This is a genomic window from Microbacterium sp. 10L49 (assembly GCF_056395125.1).
Genome location: NZ_JBFTIW010000004.1, coordinates 290,471 through 306,778 on the forward strand (window position 1 = coordinate 290,471; position 16,308 = coordinate 306,778).

14 protein-coding genes are annotated in these 16,308 nt (G+C 71.5%); 10 read left to right on the forward strand and 4 right to left on the reverse strand.

Translation table 11 applies throughout. The features are described from left to right. The first annotated feature begins 157 nt into the window (after positions 1–157). A complete protein-coding gene (locus AC1DCT_RS14445) occupies positions 158–1,048 on the forward strand; it encodes an EamA family transporter (RefSeq protein ID WP_477430005.1) in 891 nt (296 codons plus the stop codon). A 31-nt stretch (positions 1,049–1,079) separates the two neighbouring features. Here the strand turns inward: AC1DCT_RS14445 and AC1DCT_RS14450 are convergent, their stop codons facing one another. Further along, positions 1,080–1,826, reverse strand: coding sequence for a GntR family transcriptional regulator (locus AC1DCT_RS14450; RefSeq protein ID WP_441975672.1), 747 nt, complete (start codon positions 1,824–1,826; stop codon positions 1,080–1,082). 173 nt (positions 1,827–1,999) lie between these two features. On the opposite strand from AC1DCT_RS14450, the gene AC1DCT_RS14455 reads away from it, so the two are divergent. From AC1DCT_RS14455 to AC1DCT_RS14490, 8 genes are all read left to right on the forward strand, one after another. Further along, positions 2,000–2,926: a phosphate/phosphite/phosphonate ABC transporter substrate-binding protein gene (locus AC1DCT_RS14455; protein WP_477230387.1), complete on the forward strand. Its 927-nt coding sequence runs from the start codon at positions 2,000–2,002 to the stop codon at positions 2,924–2,926. Positions 2,927–3,001: 75 nt separating this feature from the next. Next, positions 3,002–3,859, forward strand: a complete 858-nt coding sequence (phnC, locus tag AC1DCT_RS14460; RefSeq protein WP_477430007.1) for a phosphonate ABC transporter ATP-binding protein — start codon at positions 3,002–3,004, stop codon at positions 3,857–3,859. Further along, positions 3,856–5,595 carry a phosphonate ABC transporter, permease protein PhnE gene (gene phnE, locus AC1DCT_RS14465; protein ID WP_477430009.1) on the forward strand — a complete coding sequence of 580 codons (1,740 nt, stop codon included), beginning with the start codon at positions 3,856–3,858 and terminating at the stop codon, positions 5,593–5,595. Before phnC ends, phnE begins: the two co-directional genes overlap by 4 nt. Continuing rightward, positions 5,592–6,863 carry a TIGR03364 family FAD-dependent oxidoreductase gene (locus AC1DCT_RS14470; RefSeq protein WP_441975676.1) on the forward strand — a complete coding sequence of 424 codons (1,272 nt, stop codon included), beginning with the start codon at positions 5,592–5,594 and terminating at the stop codon, positions 6,861–6,863. The genes phnE and AC1DCT_RS14470 overlap by 4 nt, the downstream gene beginning before the upstream one ends. After that, positions 6,860–7,582, forward strand: coding sequence for an HAD-IA family hydrolase (locus AC1DCT_RS14475; RefSeq protein ID WP_477430011.1), 723 nt, complete (start codon positions 6,860–6,862; stop codon positions 7,580–7,582). Before AC1DCT_RS14470 ends, AC1DCT_RS14475 begins: the two co-directional genes overlap by 4 nt. 1 nt (position 7,583) lies before the next feature. Next, positions 7,584–8,741, forward strand: a complete 1,158-nt coding sequence (locus AC1DCT_RS14480; protein ID WP_477430013.1) for an alcohol dehydrogenase catalytic domain-containing protein — start codon at positions 7,584–7,586, stop codon at positions 8,739–8,741. A 123-nt stretch (positions 8,742–8,864) separates the two neighbouring features. Further along, positions 8,865–9,797, forward strand: a complete 933-nt coding sequence (locus AC1DCT_RS14485; protein ID WP_477430015.1) for an EamA family transporter — start codon at positions 8,865–8,867, stop codon at positions 9,795–9,797. 157 nt (positions 9,798–9,954) lie between these two features. Then, the gene (locus tag AC1DCT_RS14490; protein ID WP_477430017.1) at positions 9,955–10,998 is read left to right on the forward strand and encodes an NAD(P)H-dependent flavin oxidoreductase; all 1,044 of its coding nucleotides are present in this window, start codon (positions 9,955–9,957) and stop codon (positions 10,996–10,998) included. A 15-nt stretch (positions 10,999–11,013) separates the two neighbouring features. On the opposite strand, the gene purU is transcribed toward AC1DCT_RS14490, so the two are convergent. The 3 genes from purU to AC1DCT_RS14505 all read right to left on the reverse strand — a co-directional run bounded on the left by purU (position 11,014) and on the right by AC1DCT_RS14505 (position 15,665). After that, positions 11,014–11,877, reverse strand: coding sequence for a formyltetrahydrofolate deformylase (gene purU / locus AC1DCT_RS14495; RefSeq protein WP_440734918.1), 864 nt, complete (start codon positions 11,875–11,877; stop codon positions 11,014–11,016). 177 nt (positions 11,878–12,054) lie between these two features. Continuing rightward, positions 12,055–14,454: a discoidin domain-containing protein gene (locus AC1DCT_RS14500; protein ID WP_477430019.1), complete on the reverse strand. Its 2,400-nt coding sequence runs from the start codon at positions 14,452–14,454 to the stop codon at positions 12,055–12,057. 182 nt (positions 14,455–14,636) lie between these two features. Further along, positions 14,637–15,665, reverse strand: coding sequence for a LacI family DNA-binding transcriptional regulator (locus tag AC1DCT_RS14505; protein WP_440734920.1), 1,029 nt, complete (start codon positions 15,663–15,665; stop codon positions 14,637–14,639). Between the two features lie 119 nt (positions 15,666–15,784). Here AC1DCT_RS14505 and AC1DCT_RS14510 point away from each other — a divergent pair, with 119 nt between their 5' ends. Then, a complete protein-coding gene (locus AC1DCT_RS14510) occupies positions 15,785–16,270 on the forward strand; it encodes a glutaminase (protein ID WP_477430021.1) in 486 nt (161 codons plus the stop codon). Positions 16,271–16,308: the final 38 nt, after the last annotated feature.

A 16,308-nucleotide genomic window follows, 5' to 3' on the forward strand; every position in this document is an offset into this window, starting at 1 on the left:
CGGCTAGGCTGATCTCGACAGCGCCTAGGGTTCCGGGGTCCGCCCGACTGGTCCGAGCGGCGCCACGTCGGGCCTTCGTGGGCCTGGCGTCATCTGAACGGACAAAAGCCTGGAGGAACCACGTCCGTCGCGCCCGCGCCGGACCGAAGGTTCCCCCATGTCTCTTCTCGCATTCGTCCTCGTCTTCTCCGCGGCTGTCGCGCACGCGAGCTGGAACGTGCTCGCCCACGGCGTGAGCCGCGCCGGCTACCCGTTCCTGTGGTGGGGCGCGGTCTCCAGCACCCTCGTCTGGCTCGGCGCCGTGCCGCTCACCGGCGGCATCGGCACGGGGGATCTCGGCGGGTTCGTGCGGGGCGTACTCGTGTCGAGCGTGCTGCACGTGGCCTACATGGTCGTGCTGCAGCACGGCTACCGCGTCGGCAACCTCTCGACGGTCTATGCCACGGCGCGCGGGACGGGGCCGTTCCTGTCGGTCATCATCGCGATGGTGCTGTTCGGCGAGCGGCCCGCGCCGATCGCGCTGGTCGGCGTCGCCGTGGTCATCGCAGGGATCGTCGCGATCGGCTTCGTGGATCGGGCGGGATCGGCCGACTTCGGCAACTCGGGCGTGCGTTTGGCTCGCCGCCGGATCGATCCCGGGCTGCTGTTCGGCCTGCTCACCGGAGTCGCGATCGCGGTCTACACGATCTGGGACGCCTTCGTCGTGCGCTCTCTGGCGCTGAACCCGGTGGCCTTCATGGTCGGCACCACCCTCGTGCAGATCCCGTTCTACACGGTGGCGGTGCGCGGGCGCTGGGCGGCGCTCGCCGCCTTCGGGCGCAGGGAGTGGCGCCGGATCCTGGCCTTCGGGATCCTCTCGCCGCTGTCCTACATCCTCGTGCTCCACGCGATCAGGATCGCCCCTGTCGCCCTCGTCGCACCGCTGCGCGAGGTGAGCGTGGTGCTGGTGAGCCTGTTCGGCGCGTTCGTGCTGCGCGAAGGACGCCCGGGTTGGCGGGTCGGCGCCTCGGCCGTCGTCGTCGTCGGGATCGCGCTGCTCGCCGTGTGAGGCCGCGCGGTCTCGACCGTCGGCGACGCGCTCAGCCACCCACCGCGCGGAGATACTGGCCGTCGGGGGAGATGCCGGATCCGGAGACCGTGAACCGTACGATGCTGGAGAGGTAACGGTCCTCGCTGGCCTCGAAGATGCGGCCTTCCGCATCGCGCGAGGTGCGGCTGAGGCGCAGGATCGGAGTGCCCTGCGGCACCTCGAGCAGCGCCGCGTCCTGTTCGTCGGCGGCGACGGCGTCGATCTCGTGCTGGAGGCCCACGATCGGGTGGCCCTGCGAACCCAGGAACTCCGTGATCGAGATCGCATCGGTGTCGACGCTGAAAAGCAGGCGGCCGACCTCCTCGGTGTAGAACAGTCGCTCGAGCATCGTGGGGCGGTCGTCGAGGAAACGGAGCCGCACGACGCTCACGATCGTGTCGCCGGGGTCCACGCCGAGGGCCTGGCCCTTCTCGGTTCCCGCCCTCCGCAGACTCAGCTCCTGGGTGCGGGCTCCGGGCCGGGCGCCCAGATCGCGGGCCCAGCGCGTGAACGGCACGGACACGTCGACGGCCTGCGTCGCCTTGCGCTCCACGACGCGCGCGGGCCTTCCTCGGGCGGTTTCGATGAGCCCCTCCGCGCGGAGAGCGGCGAGAGCGTTGCGGATCGGGCCGCGCGACGTGCTCCAGCGCTCGGCGAGCTCGGCCTCGGTCGGCACGGCATCGCCGGGGCGCAGCGCACCGGACGCGATCCGGGCGCGCAGATCGTCGGCGATCTGGGTGTAGACAACTTCAGGCACGTAGGCATACTACTTCGTCGCGCCGGCCGGGCGCGCCCCTGTTCCTGTGGAGTTCACTCAAGCGAATCGCGGGTGAACAGTCGGCGAACAGTGCCGAGGTAGGTATACATCTCGGCCGCGGCCTTGAGAGAGTCTTCGAGGATTCCCTCCGCACCTGAACCCGAAAGGTCCTCATGAAGCTTCGCGCTCTCACCGTCGCGGCCGGCGCCGCCGTGCTCGCTCTCGGTCTTGCCGCGTGTTCCGGCACCGCCGGCGCCGCCACGGGCACCGATGCGCCCGCCGCCGCGAACGGCGGCTACGCCGTCGACGCGAACACCCTCGTCTTCGGTGTCGTGCCCGACTCGGTCGACACGCAGACCAACTACCAGCCGCTCATGGACTACATCGCCAAGGAGACCGGCAAGAAGGTCGAGTACCACGAGTCGACCGACTACGCCGCGCTCATCGAGGCCGCCGTCGCCGGCAAAGTCGACGTCGCGTCCTTCTCCGGCTTCACCTACATCACCGCCACCAACGCGGGCGCCAAGCTGACCCCGATCTCCTCGATCGTCACCAAGCAGGGCCAGGAGCCGGGCTACTACTCCGAGGCGATCGTGCCGAAGGGATCCTCGATCACCTCGATCAAGGACTTCAAGGGCAAGAAGGTCTGCTTCGTCGATCCGTCCTCGACCTCGGGCTACCTGTTCCCGAGCTACAACCTGCTCAAGGACGGCATCGACCCGAAGACGGGCGTCTCCCCGGTCTTCGCCGGAAAGCACGACGTCAGCGTGCAGAAGGTCGGCGAGGGCACCGAGTGCGAGGCGGGCTTCGCCGAAGACTCCGAGGTCGCCAAGAGCGACAAGGTCACCGTCGTCGACAAGACGATGGTCCCCGGCGCCCCGCTGGTCTACAACTCGGCCCTGCCGAAGGAGACCGCCGACAAGGTCGTGACCGCCCTCAAGGAGATCACGATCGACGACATCGTGAAGGCCGGGATCAAGGGCGCGGACAGCGACGCGTTCAAGGCGACCTTCTACGCCACCAAGCCGGTCGACGACAAGTACTACGACATCATCCGCGACATCTGCGAGAAGACGAAGGCCGACCAGTGCAAGAAGTGATCTGAGGATCCCTTCCCGGGCCGCCGGCATCGTCCGGCGGCCCTCCTGCCTACCCCGAACCAGGAGCGCAACATCATGAGCACCCCCGCCTCGTCCGAGCCGGTCATCCACCTCGCCGGCGTCACGAAGCAGTTCGGCGCCACCACCGCCCTCAAGGGTGCGGACCTCGAGGTCGCGCGCGGCGAGATCGTCGTGCTCCTCGGGCTCTCCGGATCCGGCAAGTCGACGCTGCTGCGGCACCTCGACGGCCTGGAGACTCCGACGTCCGGCACCGTCGAGGTGCTCGGATCCTCCGTGCCCGTGCCCGCGCTCAAGGGCAAGGCGCTGCGGAGCCTGCGCAGCCGGGTGGGCTTCATCTTCCAGCAGTTCGAGCTGGTGCCCTCGCTGACGGTGCTGGAGAACGTGCTGACCGGCTCGCTCTCGTCCGTGCGCGGCCCGCGTCTCGGCCTCTGGGGTTATTCGAAGGATGCGAAGCTGCGCGCCCTCGGCCACCTCGAGCGCGTGGGCCTGCTCGATCGGGCCTACCAGCGCAGCGACACCCTCTCCGGCGGCCAGCAGCAGCGTGTGGCCATCGCCCGCGCACTCATGCAGCGTCCCGAGATCCTGCTCGCCGACGAGCCGGTCGCCTCGCTCGATCCCGAGTCCAGCGACCAGGTCATGGCGCTCATCCGCGAGATCGCCGCCGACCAGGGCCTCACCGTGGTGTGCAGCCTTCATCAAGTCGACCTCGCGATCAGCTGGGCCGACCGCATCGTGGGCCTCCGTCATGGCGAAGTCGTGCTGAACACCTCGACCAACGGTCTCAGCAAGGCCGAGGTGATGGAGATCTACGGCCGCGTCGCCACCACCACGGCCGACCTCACCGCGGTGACCACCGAGCTCATCGAGCAGGGGATTGCGACGCCCGCTGCGCCTTCCGGAGCGCGCTCGTGACCGCAGTCGCAGCCCCTCGTCGCGAGGGCTATGTCGGCGGCCTGCTGGCGCGCGCGCCGAAGCGCCCGGTGTCGCCGGAGCGCATCGCGGCGGCGCTCACACTCATCGTGCTGGTCGGGCTCGGCATCGCCTCGCTGGTGCAGAGCGGCTTCTCCCTCGCCGGCGTCTTGTCGAGCTGGGGGAATGCGCAGCGCTTCATGACCCGTGTGGGGGCCCTGACGTTCCCCGCACCGCTCGACCTGCTCTGGCTGATCGCTCTCACGGTGGGCCTGGTGCTGGTCGGCACGCTCGTCGCCGCGGCGCTCTCGGTGCCGATCGCCTATCTCGCCGCCTCGAACACCACTCCCGGCCCCGTCTGGCGCGGCATCGCCCGGTTCATCGGCGTGCTCACGCGCTCGATCCCCGACGTGGTGCTGGCGATGGCCTTCGTGCTCATGTTCTCGCTCGGCACGCTGCCCGGCATCCTCGCGATCGGGATCCACTCGATCGGGATGATCTCCAAGATGTTCGCCGACGCGATCGAGCAGATCGACGAGGGCCCTCGCCTCGCGATCCGCGCCGCCGGAGGCACGAAACTGCAGCAGTTCACGGCGGGCGTGCTGCCGCAGGTGCTGCCCAGCTGGGTCGCGACCGTGCTGCACCGCAATGACATCAACCTGCGCGGCAGCGTCGTGCTCGGTTACGTCGGCGTCGCGGGCCTGGGCCTGGAGATGTCGTACGCGTTCAAGGCGCTCAACTACGGCCGCGGACTGGGCATCGCGCTCGTGATCTTCGTGCTCTGCGTCGTCATGGAGATCGTCTCTAGCGCCGTGCGCGGCGCGATGCTCGGCGAGACGGCGCAGACGCGTTCGTGGATCGACCGGATCCTGCACCCGCGCCTCCGCGCGGAGGCCGGGAGCGGGGCGGCCACCGCGACTGCGGCCAAGCCCGCCTGGGCAGCGTCACCGGCGACCGCCGTGCGCCGCCCCTGGACCCGCGAGCGCCGCCGCAACGCCATCGCCGGCTGGGTCGCCGTCGCGATCGTGATCGGCAGCCTGATCGTGTGCCAGATCCAGTGGGGCGACCTGATCACGGTGTGGGCGAAGATCCCGGAGACCGCAGCGAAGTTCTGGCCGCCCGACTTCGGCAACTACGACACGGCCGTGATGCTCGGCGCCATGCGCGACACGATCGCGATCGCGCTCGCCGCCACCGTGCTGACGCTGCTGCCCTCCCTGCTGCTCGGCTCCTTCGCCGCCCGCAACGTCGCTCCGAACGGCACCGTGCGCGGCATCGCCCGGTTCCTGCTCGTCGGCATCCGCGGCATCCCCGAGCTCATCCTGGCGATCGTGCTGATCGTGGTCACCGGCCTCGGGCCGACCGCGGGCATCGTGGCGCTGGCGATCGGTGGCATCGGCCTGCTCGGCAAGCTCGTCGCCGACTCGTTCGAGGAGGTCGACCGCGGCCCCGAGCGCGCGCTCCGCGCGGTCGGCGCGACCCGGATGCAGACCTACGCCGCCGCGACCGTGCCGCAGGGCACGCGCGCGCTCATCGGGCACAGCTTCTACATGCTCGACACGAACATCCGCGCGGCGACGATCCTCGGCATCGTCGGCGGCGGCGGGGTGGGCTACTACCTGCTGAACGCCGGGCAGGGCTCGCGCTACGAGGTCGTCACGGCGATCGTGCTGATGATCCTCGCCACGGTGCTCGTGGTCGAGGGCCTCGCGATGTGGATGCGGCGGGTCTTCCGATGAGGGACGTGAAGGCCATGACCGTCACGCCGGACGATCGGTTCGACGTCGCGATCGTCGGATCCGGCATCGTGGGCCTCGGCGCGGCGTATGCCGCGGTGCGTCGCGGGTTGCGCGTCGTGGTCGTGGACCGCACCGACCGGCCGGTGGGTGCCACGATCCGCAACTTCGGCCACCTCTGCATCGGCGCGCAGGACGGACCCGCCCGCGTCTACGGTGAGGCGTCGCGCAGCATCTGGTTGCGCCTCGCGGCCGACGCCGGCTTCTGGGCGCGGGAGAGCGGCACGCTGGTCGTCGCGCGTGCGCAGGACGAGCTGGCGCTGCTGGAGGAGGCCGCCCGGGCGGAGGATGACGAGGCCGCGGGGATCCGCGTGCTCTCGCCCGCCGAGGTGACCGCGCTCGCCCCCGTGCGCCCGGAGGTCGTGCGCGGTGGTGCGCTCGTGCCCGGCGATCTGCAGGTGAACCCGCGTGAGGCCGCCGGTGCGATCGTGCGGCACCTGGCCGCTCTCGGCGTCGAGTTCCGCTTCCGTACCGCGGTCACCGCGGTGCAGACAGGGCTCGTGCGCACGACCCGCGGCGACATCGCGGCGGCCGACGTGGTCGTGGCCGTGAACCACGACGTCGACCAGCTGCTGCCTGCTCTCGCCGAGCGCGCGGGTGTGGTCCGCTGCGCGCTGGACATGATGCGCGTCTCGGCCGATCTGCCGTCGCCGCTGCAGGCGCCTCTGCTCACCGGCTGGTCGCTCGTGCGGTACCGCCGCTTCGCCGGTCTGGGTTCGGCGGCGGGGCTGCGCGAGCGTCTGCACGCCGAGCGCCCGGAGCTGGCCGCGCTCGATCTGAACCAGATGTACACCCAGCTGCCCGACGGGACGCTGCTGCTCGGCGACTCGCACCACAAAGCCGTGCAGCCGGATCCGTTCCAGCCCGAGGCCGCGTTCGACGCGTTCCTCGCGGAGGCGCGCGAGCTCTTGGACGTCGGCGGCATGCGCGTGCTCGAACGCTGGCAGGGGGTGTACGCCGCCGCGGCCGAGGAGTTCCTCATCGAGGAGGTCGCACCGCGCGTGCTCGCGCTCGCCGCGACCACCGGCATCGGCATGACCACCGGGCTCGGCCTCGCCGAGATCGAGACCGCCCGCGTCTTCGGCTGGGGCGGATCCGGATCCGCGAATGTCGGCACGTCCGCCCTCGGCGGCACCCAGACCCCCGCCATCGTCGGCGGCGCAGGAACGACCGCCATCGTCGGCGGCATCGCACAGGAGGAGAACGCATGAACCCGCACACCCCGATCGAACTGGTCGTGCTCGACATGGCAGGGACCACCGTGCTCGATGACGGCGTCGTGGAGCAGGCGTTCCAGCGCGCTGCCGAGCGCACCGGGGTGGCCGCGCGGATCGGCTGGGACGAGGCGCTGCAGTACGTGCGCGACACCATGGGGCAGTCCAAGATCGACGTGTTCACGCACCTCGCCGACGGTGACGTGGAGTCCGCCGAGCGCGCCACGGCCCAGTTCGAGGCCGCCTACGCCGAGATCGTGACCGAGCAGGGCGCGACCGCGATTCCCGGTGCGGCCGACGCCATCCGCGCGCTGCGCGCCGCCGGCCTGAAGGTCTGGCTGACGACCGGGTTCGCCCCGGTCACCCGCGATGCGCTCCTGGATGCGCTGGCCTGGCACGACCTCGTCGACGGCGTGCTGAGCCCGGTCGACGCGGGCCGCGGTCGCCCCGCGCCCGACCTGGTGCTCACCGCGCTGCTGCGCGCGGGCGTCTCCTCGGTGCAGGCCGTCGCGGTCGCCGGCGACACCGTCAGCGACGTGCAGTCGGGTCGGCGTGCCGGCGCCGGCTTCGTGGCCGGCGTGCTGAGCGGCGCGCACGACGCCGTGGCGCTGGAGAGCGCCGACCCGGATGTGGTGCTACCCGACGTGACCACGCTGCTCGCGGCGCTCACCGAGCGCGGGCTCGTCCCGGCTCTCGCGCCGATCGCGGCCGGCTGACATGCGTGCGGCGCTGGTCCGCCCCGCCGACGAGGTGCATCGGCACGACGTACCGCTGCGCCCTGCCGCCGTCGCGATGGCCTGGCTCGGCGTCGGCCTCCCGCATGAGGCGCTGGCCGTGCCCGGCGTCGCCCTGGCACCGCACGACGTGCTCGTGGCGGTGGAGATGTCGACGATCTGCGGATCCGACATCCACACCGTGCAGGGCCGCCGCCATGCGCCGACGCCCCTCGTGCTCGGGCACGAGAGCGTCGGCCGCATCATCGCGATCGGTGACGAGGGCGCACGCGCGGTCGACGGCGGGGAACTGCACGTCGGCGATCGCGTGGTCTGGTCGGTGACCGTCTCGTGCGGGCACTGCGACCGCTGCCTCGCGGGGGTCACGCAGAAGTGCCGCCATCTCGCGAAGTACGGGCACGCACGCATCGAACCGCGGTGGGAGCTCACCGGCGGCTTCGCCGGGCACGTGCACCTGCGCGCGGGCACCGGGATCGTGCGCGTGCCGGAGGCGCTGCCGGCCGCCGCGCTCGCACCGGTCTCGTGCGCCACGGCGACCGCCTGGGCGGGCGTCGCGCGCGGGGTTGCGCTGCGCGGACGCCGGCTGCCGGATCCGTCCCCCACCGCGGGGGAGGACGCGGAGGTGCTCGCGTGCGAGCGGGTGCTGGTGCTCGGTGCGGGCCTGGTCGGGCTGACCGCGGCGGTGATCGCCGCGGAGCTGGGCGGCCGCGTGCAGATCGCGGATCCGGATCCGGCTCGGCGCGCGTTCGCCGAGCGGTTCGCGCTCGCTGCGCTCGCCCCGGACGATGTCACGGAGGAAGGGTTCGATCTGGTGATCGAGGCTTCGGGGCACGCCGTGGGGGCGGCGCTGGACGCCGTCGATGTGGGCGGCGCCGTGGTGCTGCTGGGCAGCGTCTTCCCCGCGGACCCGGTGCCGCTCGACGCCGAGCGCATCGTCCGTGGGCTCGTGACGGTGGCGGGGGTGCACAACTACACCGGTGCCGAGCTGCATGCCGCGGCTGCGTTCATGGCGGGCCGCGGGCGCGCGCACCCGTTCGCCGACGCCGTGGGGGTCGTGCATCCGCTTGCCGCGGTGGACACCGCCCTGGTGCAGGCCGCTGCGCCGGGGGCTCCGCTGCGGGTCGGGCTCACTCCGCGCTGAGAGCCGGCTCGCTGCGCCGCTCCCGGTTGCGGGCGGGCGATCGCGGGCGGCGTCACGGGCGACTCGGCGGGTGCGGCGGGTGCGGCGGCGTGGTGCGGGCCCGGACCGTGCCAGGCTTGAGAGGTGAACTCCCCGGAACCGCGGCAGCAGCCTGCGCTCGGCGTGCTGCTGGTCGTCGGATCCTGCCTCTCCCTGCCGTTCGGCGCGGCTGTCGCCACGACCATCTTCCCCGCCCTCGGATCCTGGGGTGTCACCGGCCTGCGCGTGCTCATCGCCGCGGTCGTGGTGTGGATCATCGCGCGCCCGCGCCTGGGCCGGTGGAACCGCGCGCAATGGACTGCCGCAGTCCTGTTCGGCGTCTCGATCGCCGCCATGAACGGCACCTACTACGCCGCGATCGACCGCATCCCGCTCGGGCCCGCGGTCGCGATCGAGTTCCTCGGCCCGCTCGTGCTGGCCGCCCTTCTCACGCGCCGCCTGGCCGACGCGATCTGGGTGGGGATCGCCCTGGTCGGCATGGCGCTGCTCGGGGTCGACGGGCTCACCGGCGCGGAGGCGCTGGACCCCTGGGGCGTGCTGTTCGCCCTGGTCGCGGCGGGGTTCTGGATCATGTACATCCGGATGAGCACCCGCGTCGGCGCGCTCACCACAGGGACCGAGGGGCTGGCGGTCGCGCTCGCCGTGGCCGCCGTACTGCTGCTGCCGTTCGGCGTGCCGGCTGCCGTCACCGCGGTCGGCGATCCGCGGGTGCTGGGCCTCGCCGCGCTCACCGCGCTGCTGGCGTCGGTCATCCCGTACATCCTCGAGCTGGCGGCCCTGCGCCGGCTGCCGCAGCGGGTGTTCGGGATCCTGCTCAGCCTGGAGCCGGTCTTCGCGACGATCGCCGGGCTGCTCGTGCTCGGCCAGCAGGCGTCGCCGCTGCGGCTCGCCGCGATCGCGCTGGTCGTGGTCGCGAGCATCGGGGTCACGGCGGGTGCGCGGCGTCGTCGCGGCGCCGGACCCGACGAGGAGCCGCCGTCGCCGCTGACCGGATCCATCTCGGTGGTGCCGGACTGAACCGACCGTGGGCGACGATCGCCGCCGGTCTGCTCGCTGGTCGCAGAATGCGGTTCTGGCGGCCGGATGACCGCACTTCGCGACCAGTGAGCGGAGGGGAAGCCGCCGTGCCGTCACACTCGCCGAGGCGCCCACGGCCAGGCGTAGCCTCGGGAGCATGACCTCCCTGACCGACGTCCTCGGCATCCGCACGCCCATCCTGCTCGGGCCGTTCGGCGGGCTCAGCTCGATCCCGCTCGTCGCGGCGGTCAGCGCCGCGGGAGGCCTCGGAGCGTACGGGCTGTACGGCTACGACAGCGAGCGGATCCGCACGACCATCGCGGGGATCAGGGCGGCCACCCGCCGGCCGTTCGCGGTGAACATCTGGCTGCCCCGGGGCAACGAGGTCGAGCCCGGTGCCGAGCACGACGACTATGCGGCGGCGCTCGCTCCGTTCTTCGCCGAGGTCGGCGTCGAGGTTCCGGCCCGTCCCGAGGCGTATCTGCCCTCGCTCGACGAGCAGCTCGGCGCGATCCTCGAGACGGCCCCCGCCGTGCTCAGCGTCGTGTTCGGCGTGCCCTCGGCGTCGCTCGTCGACGACGCGCACGGCCGCGGGATCCGCGTCGTCGGCACCGCGACCACGGTCGCCGAGGCGCGCGCCCTCGCCGAGGTCGGGGTGGACGCGATCGTCGCCACGGGCGCCGAGGCCGGGGGACACCGGGTGTCGTTCCTGCGGCCGGCCGAGGAATCGCTGGTCGGGCTGTTCTCGCTGCTGCCGCAGGTCGTCGACGCGGTCGACGTGCCCGTGATCGCCGCCGGCGGGATCTCGGATCGGCGCGGTGTCGCCGCCGCCTTCGCGCTCGGCGCACAGGGCGTGCAGGTCGGCACCGCCTTCCTCGGCACGGCGGAGTCGGCCGCGAACGAGGCGCATCGGGCGGCGATCCGGGCGACGCCCGCGGAGGGCACCATGCTCACCCGCGCGATGAGCGGCCGGCTCGCCCGTGGCGCACGCAACAGGGTGGTCGCCGAGATCGAGGCCGCCGGATCGATCGCCCCGTTCCCGGCGCAGAACTGGATCACCGGCCGCTTCCGCACCGCTGCCGGGCAGCAGAACAAAGGAGAGCTGCAGTCGCTGTGGATGGGGCAGTCGGCGTCGCTGGCCCGTTACGAGACCGCCGCGGAGGCGTTCGCCGAACTGGCTGCAGGGGTGCCGAGCGTCTGAACGAGGCGTCCGGCCTCAGAGGATGACGGTCGAGCGGCCGTGCACGATGACGCGGTCGTCGGCGTGCCACTGCACGGCGCGCGCGAGCACCAGGCGCTCCACATCGGCGCCGCGGGCCTGCAGCTCGGCGGCCGAATCGGCGTGGGTCACGCGGGTGACGTCCTGCTCGATGATCGGCCCCTCGTCGAGGTCGGCCGTGGCATAGTGCGCGGTGGCGCCGATCAGCTTGACGCCGCGGTCCTTGGCGCGGGCATAGGGGTTCGCCCCGATGAACGCCGGCAGGAACGAGTGGTGGATGTTGATCACCGGGGCGCCGAGGCTCCCGATGAAGTCGTCGGTGAGGATCTGCATGTAGCGCGCGAGCACGACCAGATCCACGTTGCCCTGCAGCAGCTCGAGCTGGCGCCGCTCCATCTCGGCCTTGCCCTCGGCACCCGAACCGGACGGGATGTGCACGAACGGCACGCCGAACGAGCGCACCGATTCGGCCAGATCCGGATGGTTGGAGACGACCATGGTGACGTCGATGTCGAGCTGGCCGCGCTGCGTGCGCCAGAGCAGCTCCATGAGGCAGTGGTCGTACTTGGACACGAAGATCGCGACGCGCTTGCGCTTGGAGGCGTCGTGCAGCGACCACTCCATGCCGAAGCGCTCGGCGACCGCAGCCAGGTCCGCCTCGAGCGCCGGGCGTGCGGCGGCGAGCCCGTCGCGGTGGATCACGGTGCGCTGGAAGAAGCGTCCGCCGGCCGCGTCTGTCGAGTGCTGATCCAGGGAGATGATGTTCGCCTCATGCGCGGCGAGCACTCCGGCGACGGCGGCGACGATTCCGGGCTGGTCGTCGCACGCGATGAGCAGTCGTGCGGTATCGGGCTGCGCCATGGCGTCGTCTCCTTGCAAGCGGGTGTGCGTCGATTCTGCCGCGCCCCGGGGCGCGAGGCGAATCGTGCCCGCCCTTCGCGTGCCGAGTGCCGGGGCGGATCCGCAGACGCAGAGGGGGCCCGAGCGCATGGCCCGGGCCCCCTCCGTCGAGGATCCTTCGTCAGAGCACCTCGCTGATCAGTTCCCGCCGCCGGTGAACTCCGCGAGGCTCAGCGTCTGGTCGCCGGGCCGGGTGAACAGCCCCGCCTGCGCGGTGCTCGAGGCACCGTGCGACGCCGGCTTGTCCCAGGTGCGGCCCGGGGTCGTCGCCGCGGCGGAGGTGTCGATGCCCAGCACGAGCCCCGAGTAGCGGTTCACGAGCCGGACGGATCCGGTCGCCTCCCCGCTGGTCGGATCGGTGTTCGGCACGACGAACCACTGCTGCCCGATGCCGGCCGCCGCCTTGTCGGTGAGCGTCAGCCCGGCGCCCCATGCGCGACCGACGGTCGAGGAGGCATCGACGCCCAGGAGCGAGCCTGCCTGCGTCGCGATCGTGTACGCGCCGTCGCCGGTCGCCGTGAAGGTCCAGGCGCCGTTCTTGCGGTTCACGGATCCGGCCGTCGTCACCTTCTTTCCGTTGCCGGACGCGGAGAGCTTGCGCCCGTCCGCGTTGGCGATCGTGTACGCCTTCGTCGTGTCGACCGCAGACGCAGGCGAGACCGAGGAGCCGGCGTCGATCGTGACGTTGGCGAGCTGTGCGTAGGCATCGCCCATGCACCCGAACGAGCAGTACGACCGGAAGGACTTGCCCACGATCGCCGAGCTCGTCTTGTTGGCAGGATCCACGAACCATCGGTACCAGGAGGCCGTGGTGTACGCGGATCCGGTGTCGCCGAGGCGGAACCACTTCTGCGTCGCCAGATTCTTCGTGGCGTAGAACTCCTGCGGTGCGTTGCCCGACTGGTCGGGGTTCTGCGGCTGTCCGATGTACAGCCCGAGGTAGGCGTCGTAGGTGATATCCATCACGAACAGCGGCGAGGTCGGGGGCATCTGCCCCTTCTTGATCTGCTGCTGCGCGGTGCCGGGCGTGTTCGGGTCGTACTCCTCGTCGACCGGCGTGTAGCCGGTCTCGGTGTCGTCGGCGACCGGGACCATGTTGCTCTCCTTGCCGGAGATGCCGGGCTCGGTCCAGGCGCCGTCGTACCACTTCTGCCAGGTGCCGGTGGCCATCTTGCCGGAGATCGGGGCACGGGCGACGTGCTCGTAGAAGGCCACCCACCCGCCGGTCTTGTTCACGACGCGGGAACCGTAGAACGCGTAGAAGTACCCGGAGGCGTGGTCGACGTAGAGGCGGGGATCGCCGTCGCCGTAGTAGTAGGTCTGCTGCGGGAACGCCGCGGTGTCGCCGCGGGTCGTGCTGTACGGCGAGGTGATCGCGTGACCGGGGATGGTCCAGGTCTTGCCCTGGTCGGTCGAGACGGCGTAGTCGATCGCGTCGTAGTGCAGTCCGTCGCCGAAGGGCTTGGGGGTGAACTCGTTGTGCACGAGGCCGTACCAGTCGCCCGAGTCGGGGTCGACCCACATCTGGGTGATGTCGCAGTAGTTCGGCTGCGTGTAACTGGATCCGGCCGGCGCCTTGGTCGACTCCACCCCGGTCGGGCTGGCGTTGCAGAAGTCCGTGGTGTCCGGGTTGGTGCCCGCGGCGTTGAGCGCGCCGTTCGGCTTCGCTGTGTCGAAGTTCGTGCCCGTGTACCAGTTCCACTGGCGGATGTCGCCGTTGCTGCCGTCGGGCTCGTTGTAGTAGTTCGCGTGAGACTCACCGAAATGGAACGTGCCGTCGGCATCGATGAACGGGCTGGCCGGCGTGTCGTCGGGGTACTGCCACGTGCTGTCGTCGACCGAGTCGGTGGTGACCGTCGCGGCGGTGGGCTTGGGCGTGGGGGTGGGAGTCGGCGTCGGGGTCGGCGTGACGATCGGGTCGGTCGTGTAGACGACGATCTCGGAGGCCGAGGCGTTGTTCGACCCGTTCACGGCGTCGAGGACCTTGAACTCGACGTAGCGCGCCGACACCGGGTGGGCGAAGGCGACGTACTGGATCTGCGTGTTGCTGGTCGGCTGCGAGAACGTTGCCGTTCCGGCGGGTGTCCAGCCGCTGTTCCTGCCGTCCTTCGCGACCGCCGGGTCGTTCGTGGTGAGCACCTGGACGTCCTTCGCGGGACCGTTGCCCTGCACCTTCACCGAGTACCCGAGGCCGGTGAGGGGGTGCTCCGCGCCGATGTCGAACGTGAGGTAGTGCGGCATCGGATCGGGTGTGCCGCCGTTGTAGTTCGACGCCCACTGGGTCGAGTAGTCGCCGTCGAATGCGCCCTTCGCGGTGCCGTCCAGAGAGGGCGGCGCGGGGTACGGCGCGGACTCGGAATCGACGTCGAGCAGGGTGTAGCCCGCGTCGGGGATCGCGGCGCCGGCGGGCGGGGAGGTGTCGGCGTGCGCCGAGGAGACGGCGCCGAGGCTCAGCGTCGTCGCGGCGATCGCGAGCGCGGCCGCACCGGCGAGGAGGCCTCGCGAGGTTCGGGGGAGGGACAGGATCTGTGGGGGCATCGGTCTTCCTTGCTGCGTCGTCGAGGCGGGGAGAACATCGGCCACGGTACCTGCAAGTTATCGCTAACATCAAGGATATTCTGAGAATTGCGCCGCAGCTTGGTCGTAACGAGATAGCGCAAACATCACCGCGTGCGCCGTGTCGGCTGCGCGCAGGGTGCGGACGCGGCCGCGGTGCGCGGTCAGTGACGAGGAGCCTGGGTCGAGCTGCGCACGACGAGGCGAGGCGTGATCGACTCCACCGGCGGTACCGCGCCCGGGTGTGAGATCGCGTGCAGCAGGTGCTCCACGGCGATGCGGCCGACCTCGCCGAACGGCTGCGCGACCGTGGTGAGCGCGGGGGAGCAGAACTCGGCGAGCGGGATGTCGTCGACACCCACGATCGACACGTCGTCAGGGATCGACCGGCCCAGCTCGGCGAAGGCGCGGGCGAGGCCGAACGCCATTTCGTCGCTCGACACGAACACCGCGGTGGCCTCGGGGATGCGTGCGAGGATCCGGCCCGCGCGATGGCCCGACTCCGGGGACCAGTCCCCGTCGATCTCGGGCGGTGCCTCCCGGCCGGCATCGGCGAGCGCCTCACGCCAGCCCTGGGTGCGGCTCGAGGCATCCAGCCACTGCTGCGGACCCGCGACGTGCCAGACAGTCTCGTGGCCGAGATCCAGCAGGTGGCGGGTCGCGATCCGTCCCACCTCGCGCTGGTCGACGGCCACCACCTGGGTCGACGCCGTGCGCGAACCGTCGATCGTGATCGTCGGCAGCGTGCGCGTCAGCTCGTCGATCGCGCGCGTGGTCGAGATCAGCGGCACCGCGAGCACGATGCCCTCGACGCCCTGGTCGGCGAGACGCGACATGGCGCGCTCGATCTCGCCCGCATCGAGGGAGGGCGTCGTGACGGAGTTCACGATATAGCCGGCCTCGGACGCGGTGGTCTCGATGCCGACCGCCACCGCTGTGCGCGAGTAGAAGCCCGTGCGCAGCGATACGACGCCGATCGCCCTGCTCCGCCCGGACGACAGTGCGCGGGCGGCGTTGTTGCGGCGGTAGCCGAGCTGCTCGACCGCCGCGAGCACCTTCGCTCTGGTCTCGGGCTGCACGCTCGGGTTGCCGCTCAGCGTGCGGGACACGGTCTGCGCCGAGACCCCGGCCAGGCGCGCGACGTCGGCCATTCCCGGGATGCGGCGGGGATCCGGCGTCGCTGCGGTCGTCATGGGGTCCGATCGTGGGTGGGCGCGGGCGGTCGTCCCGGCACACGTGCATGATATCGATCACATGCGCGGAGGTGTGCGACGCCGGACGGTGGTCGCCGCGCGGGCATAGCCTTGAGCGCGTGATCTCCTCCGAACCGGACGCCCCGCTCGGCGCGCTCCTGGATGACGCGCGCACCGCTCTCTCCGGCGTGCCGCAGGAGGCGCTCGGGCGCGAGAAGACCGGGCGGTGGCGGGCACCGCGCATCGTGCGGGTCGGATCCGCCTGGCACGTCGGCGTGCTGCTCATCGCCGGTGATGCCTTGTACGCCACGGCCGAGGTGCTGCGCGCCGCAGCCCCGGTGCGTCGGGGCTATGCGGCCGAGTCGGCACGAGCCAGGGCGGAGCGCCGGGCGGAGGCCTCCCGCGGTGGCTTCGACGACGGCGAGACCGTGCACGTGGGCTGGACGCCGATCGACCTGGACGCCGTGGCGGCCGGGGGATCCTCCGGCCCGCTCGCGCTGGTGGACGGCGTGCCGTCGGTGCGGTGGTCCGCGGCCGGTTCCCTCATGCCGCTCTCCGCCTACCTCGACGACCGCATCGCCCTCCTCCGTTCCGCCTCCCTTTAGACCGCGAGACTCCATCTCCGCGACGAGACTGCGCTGAT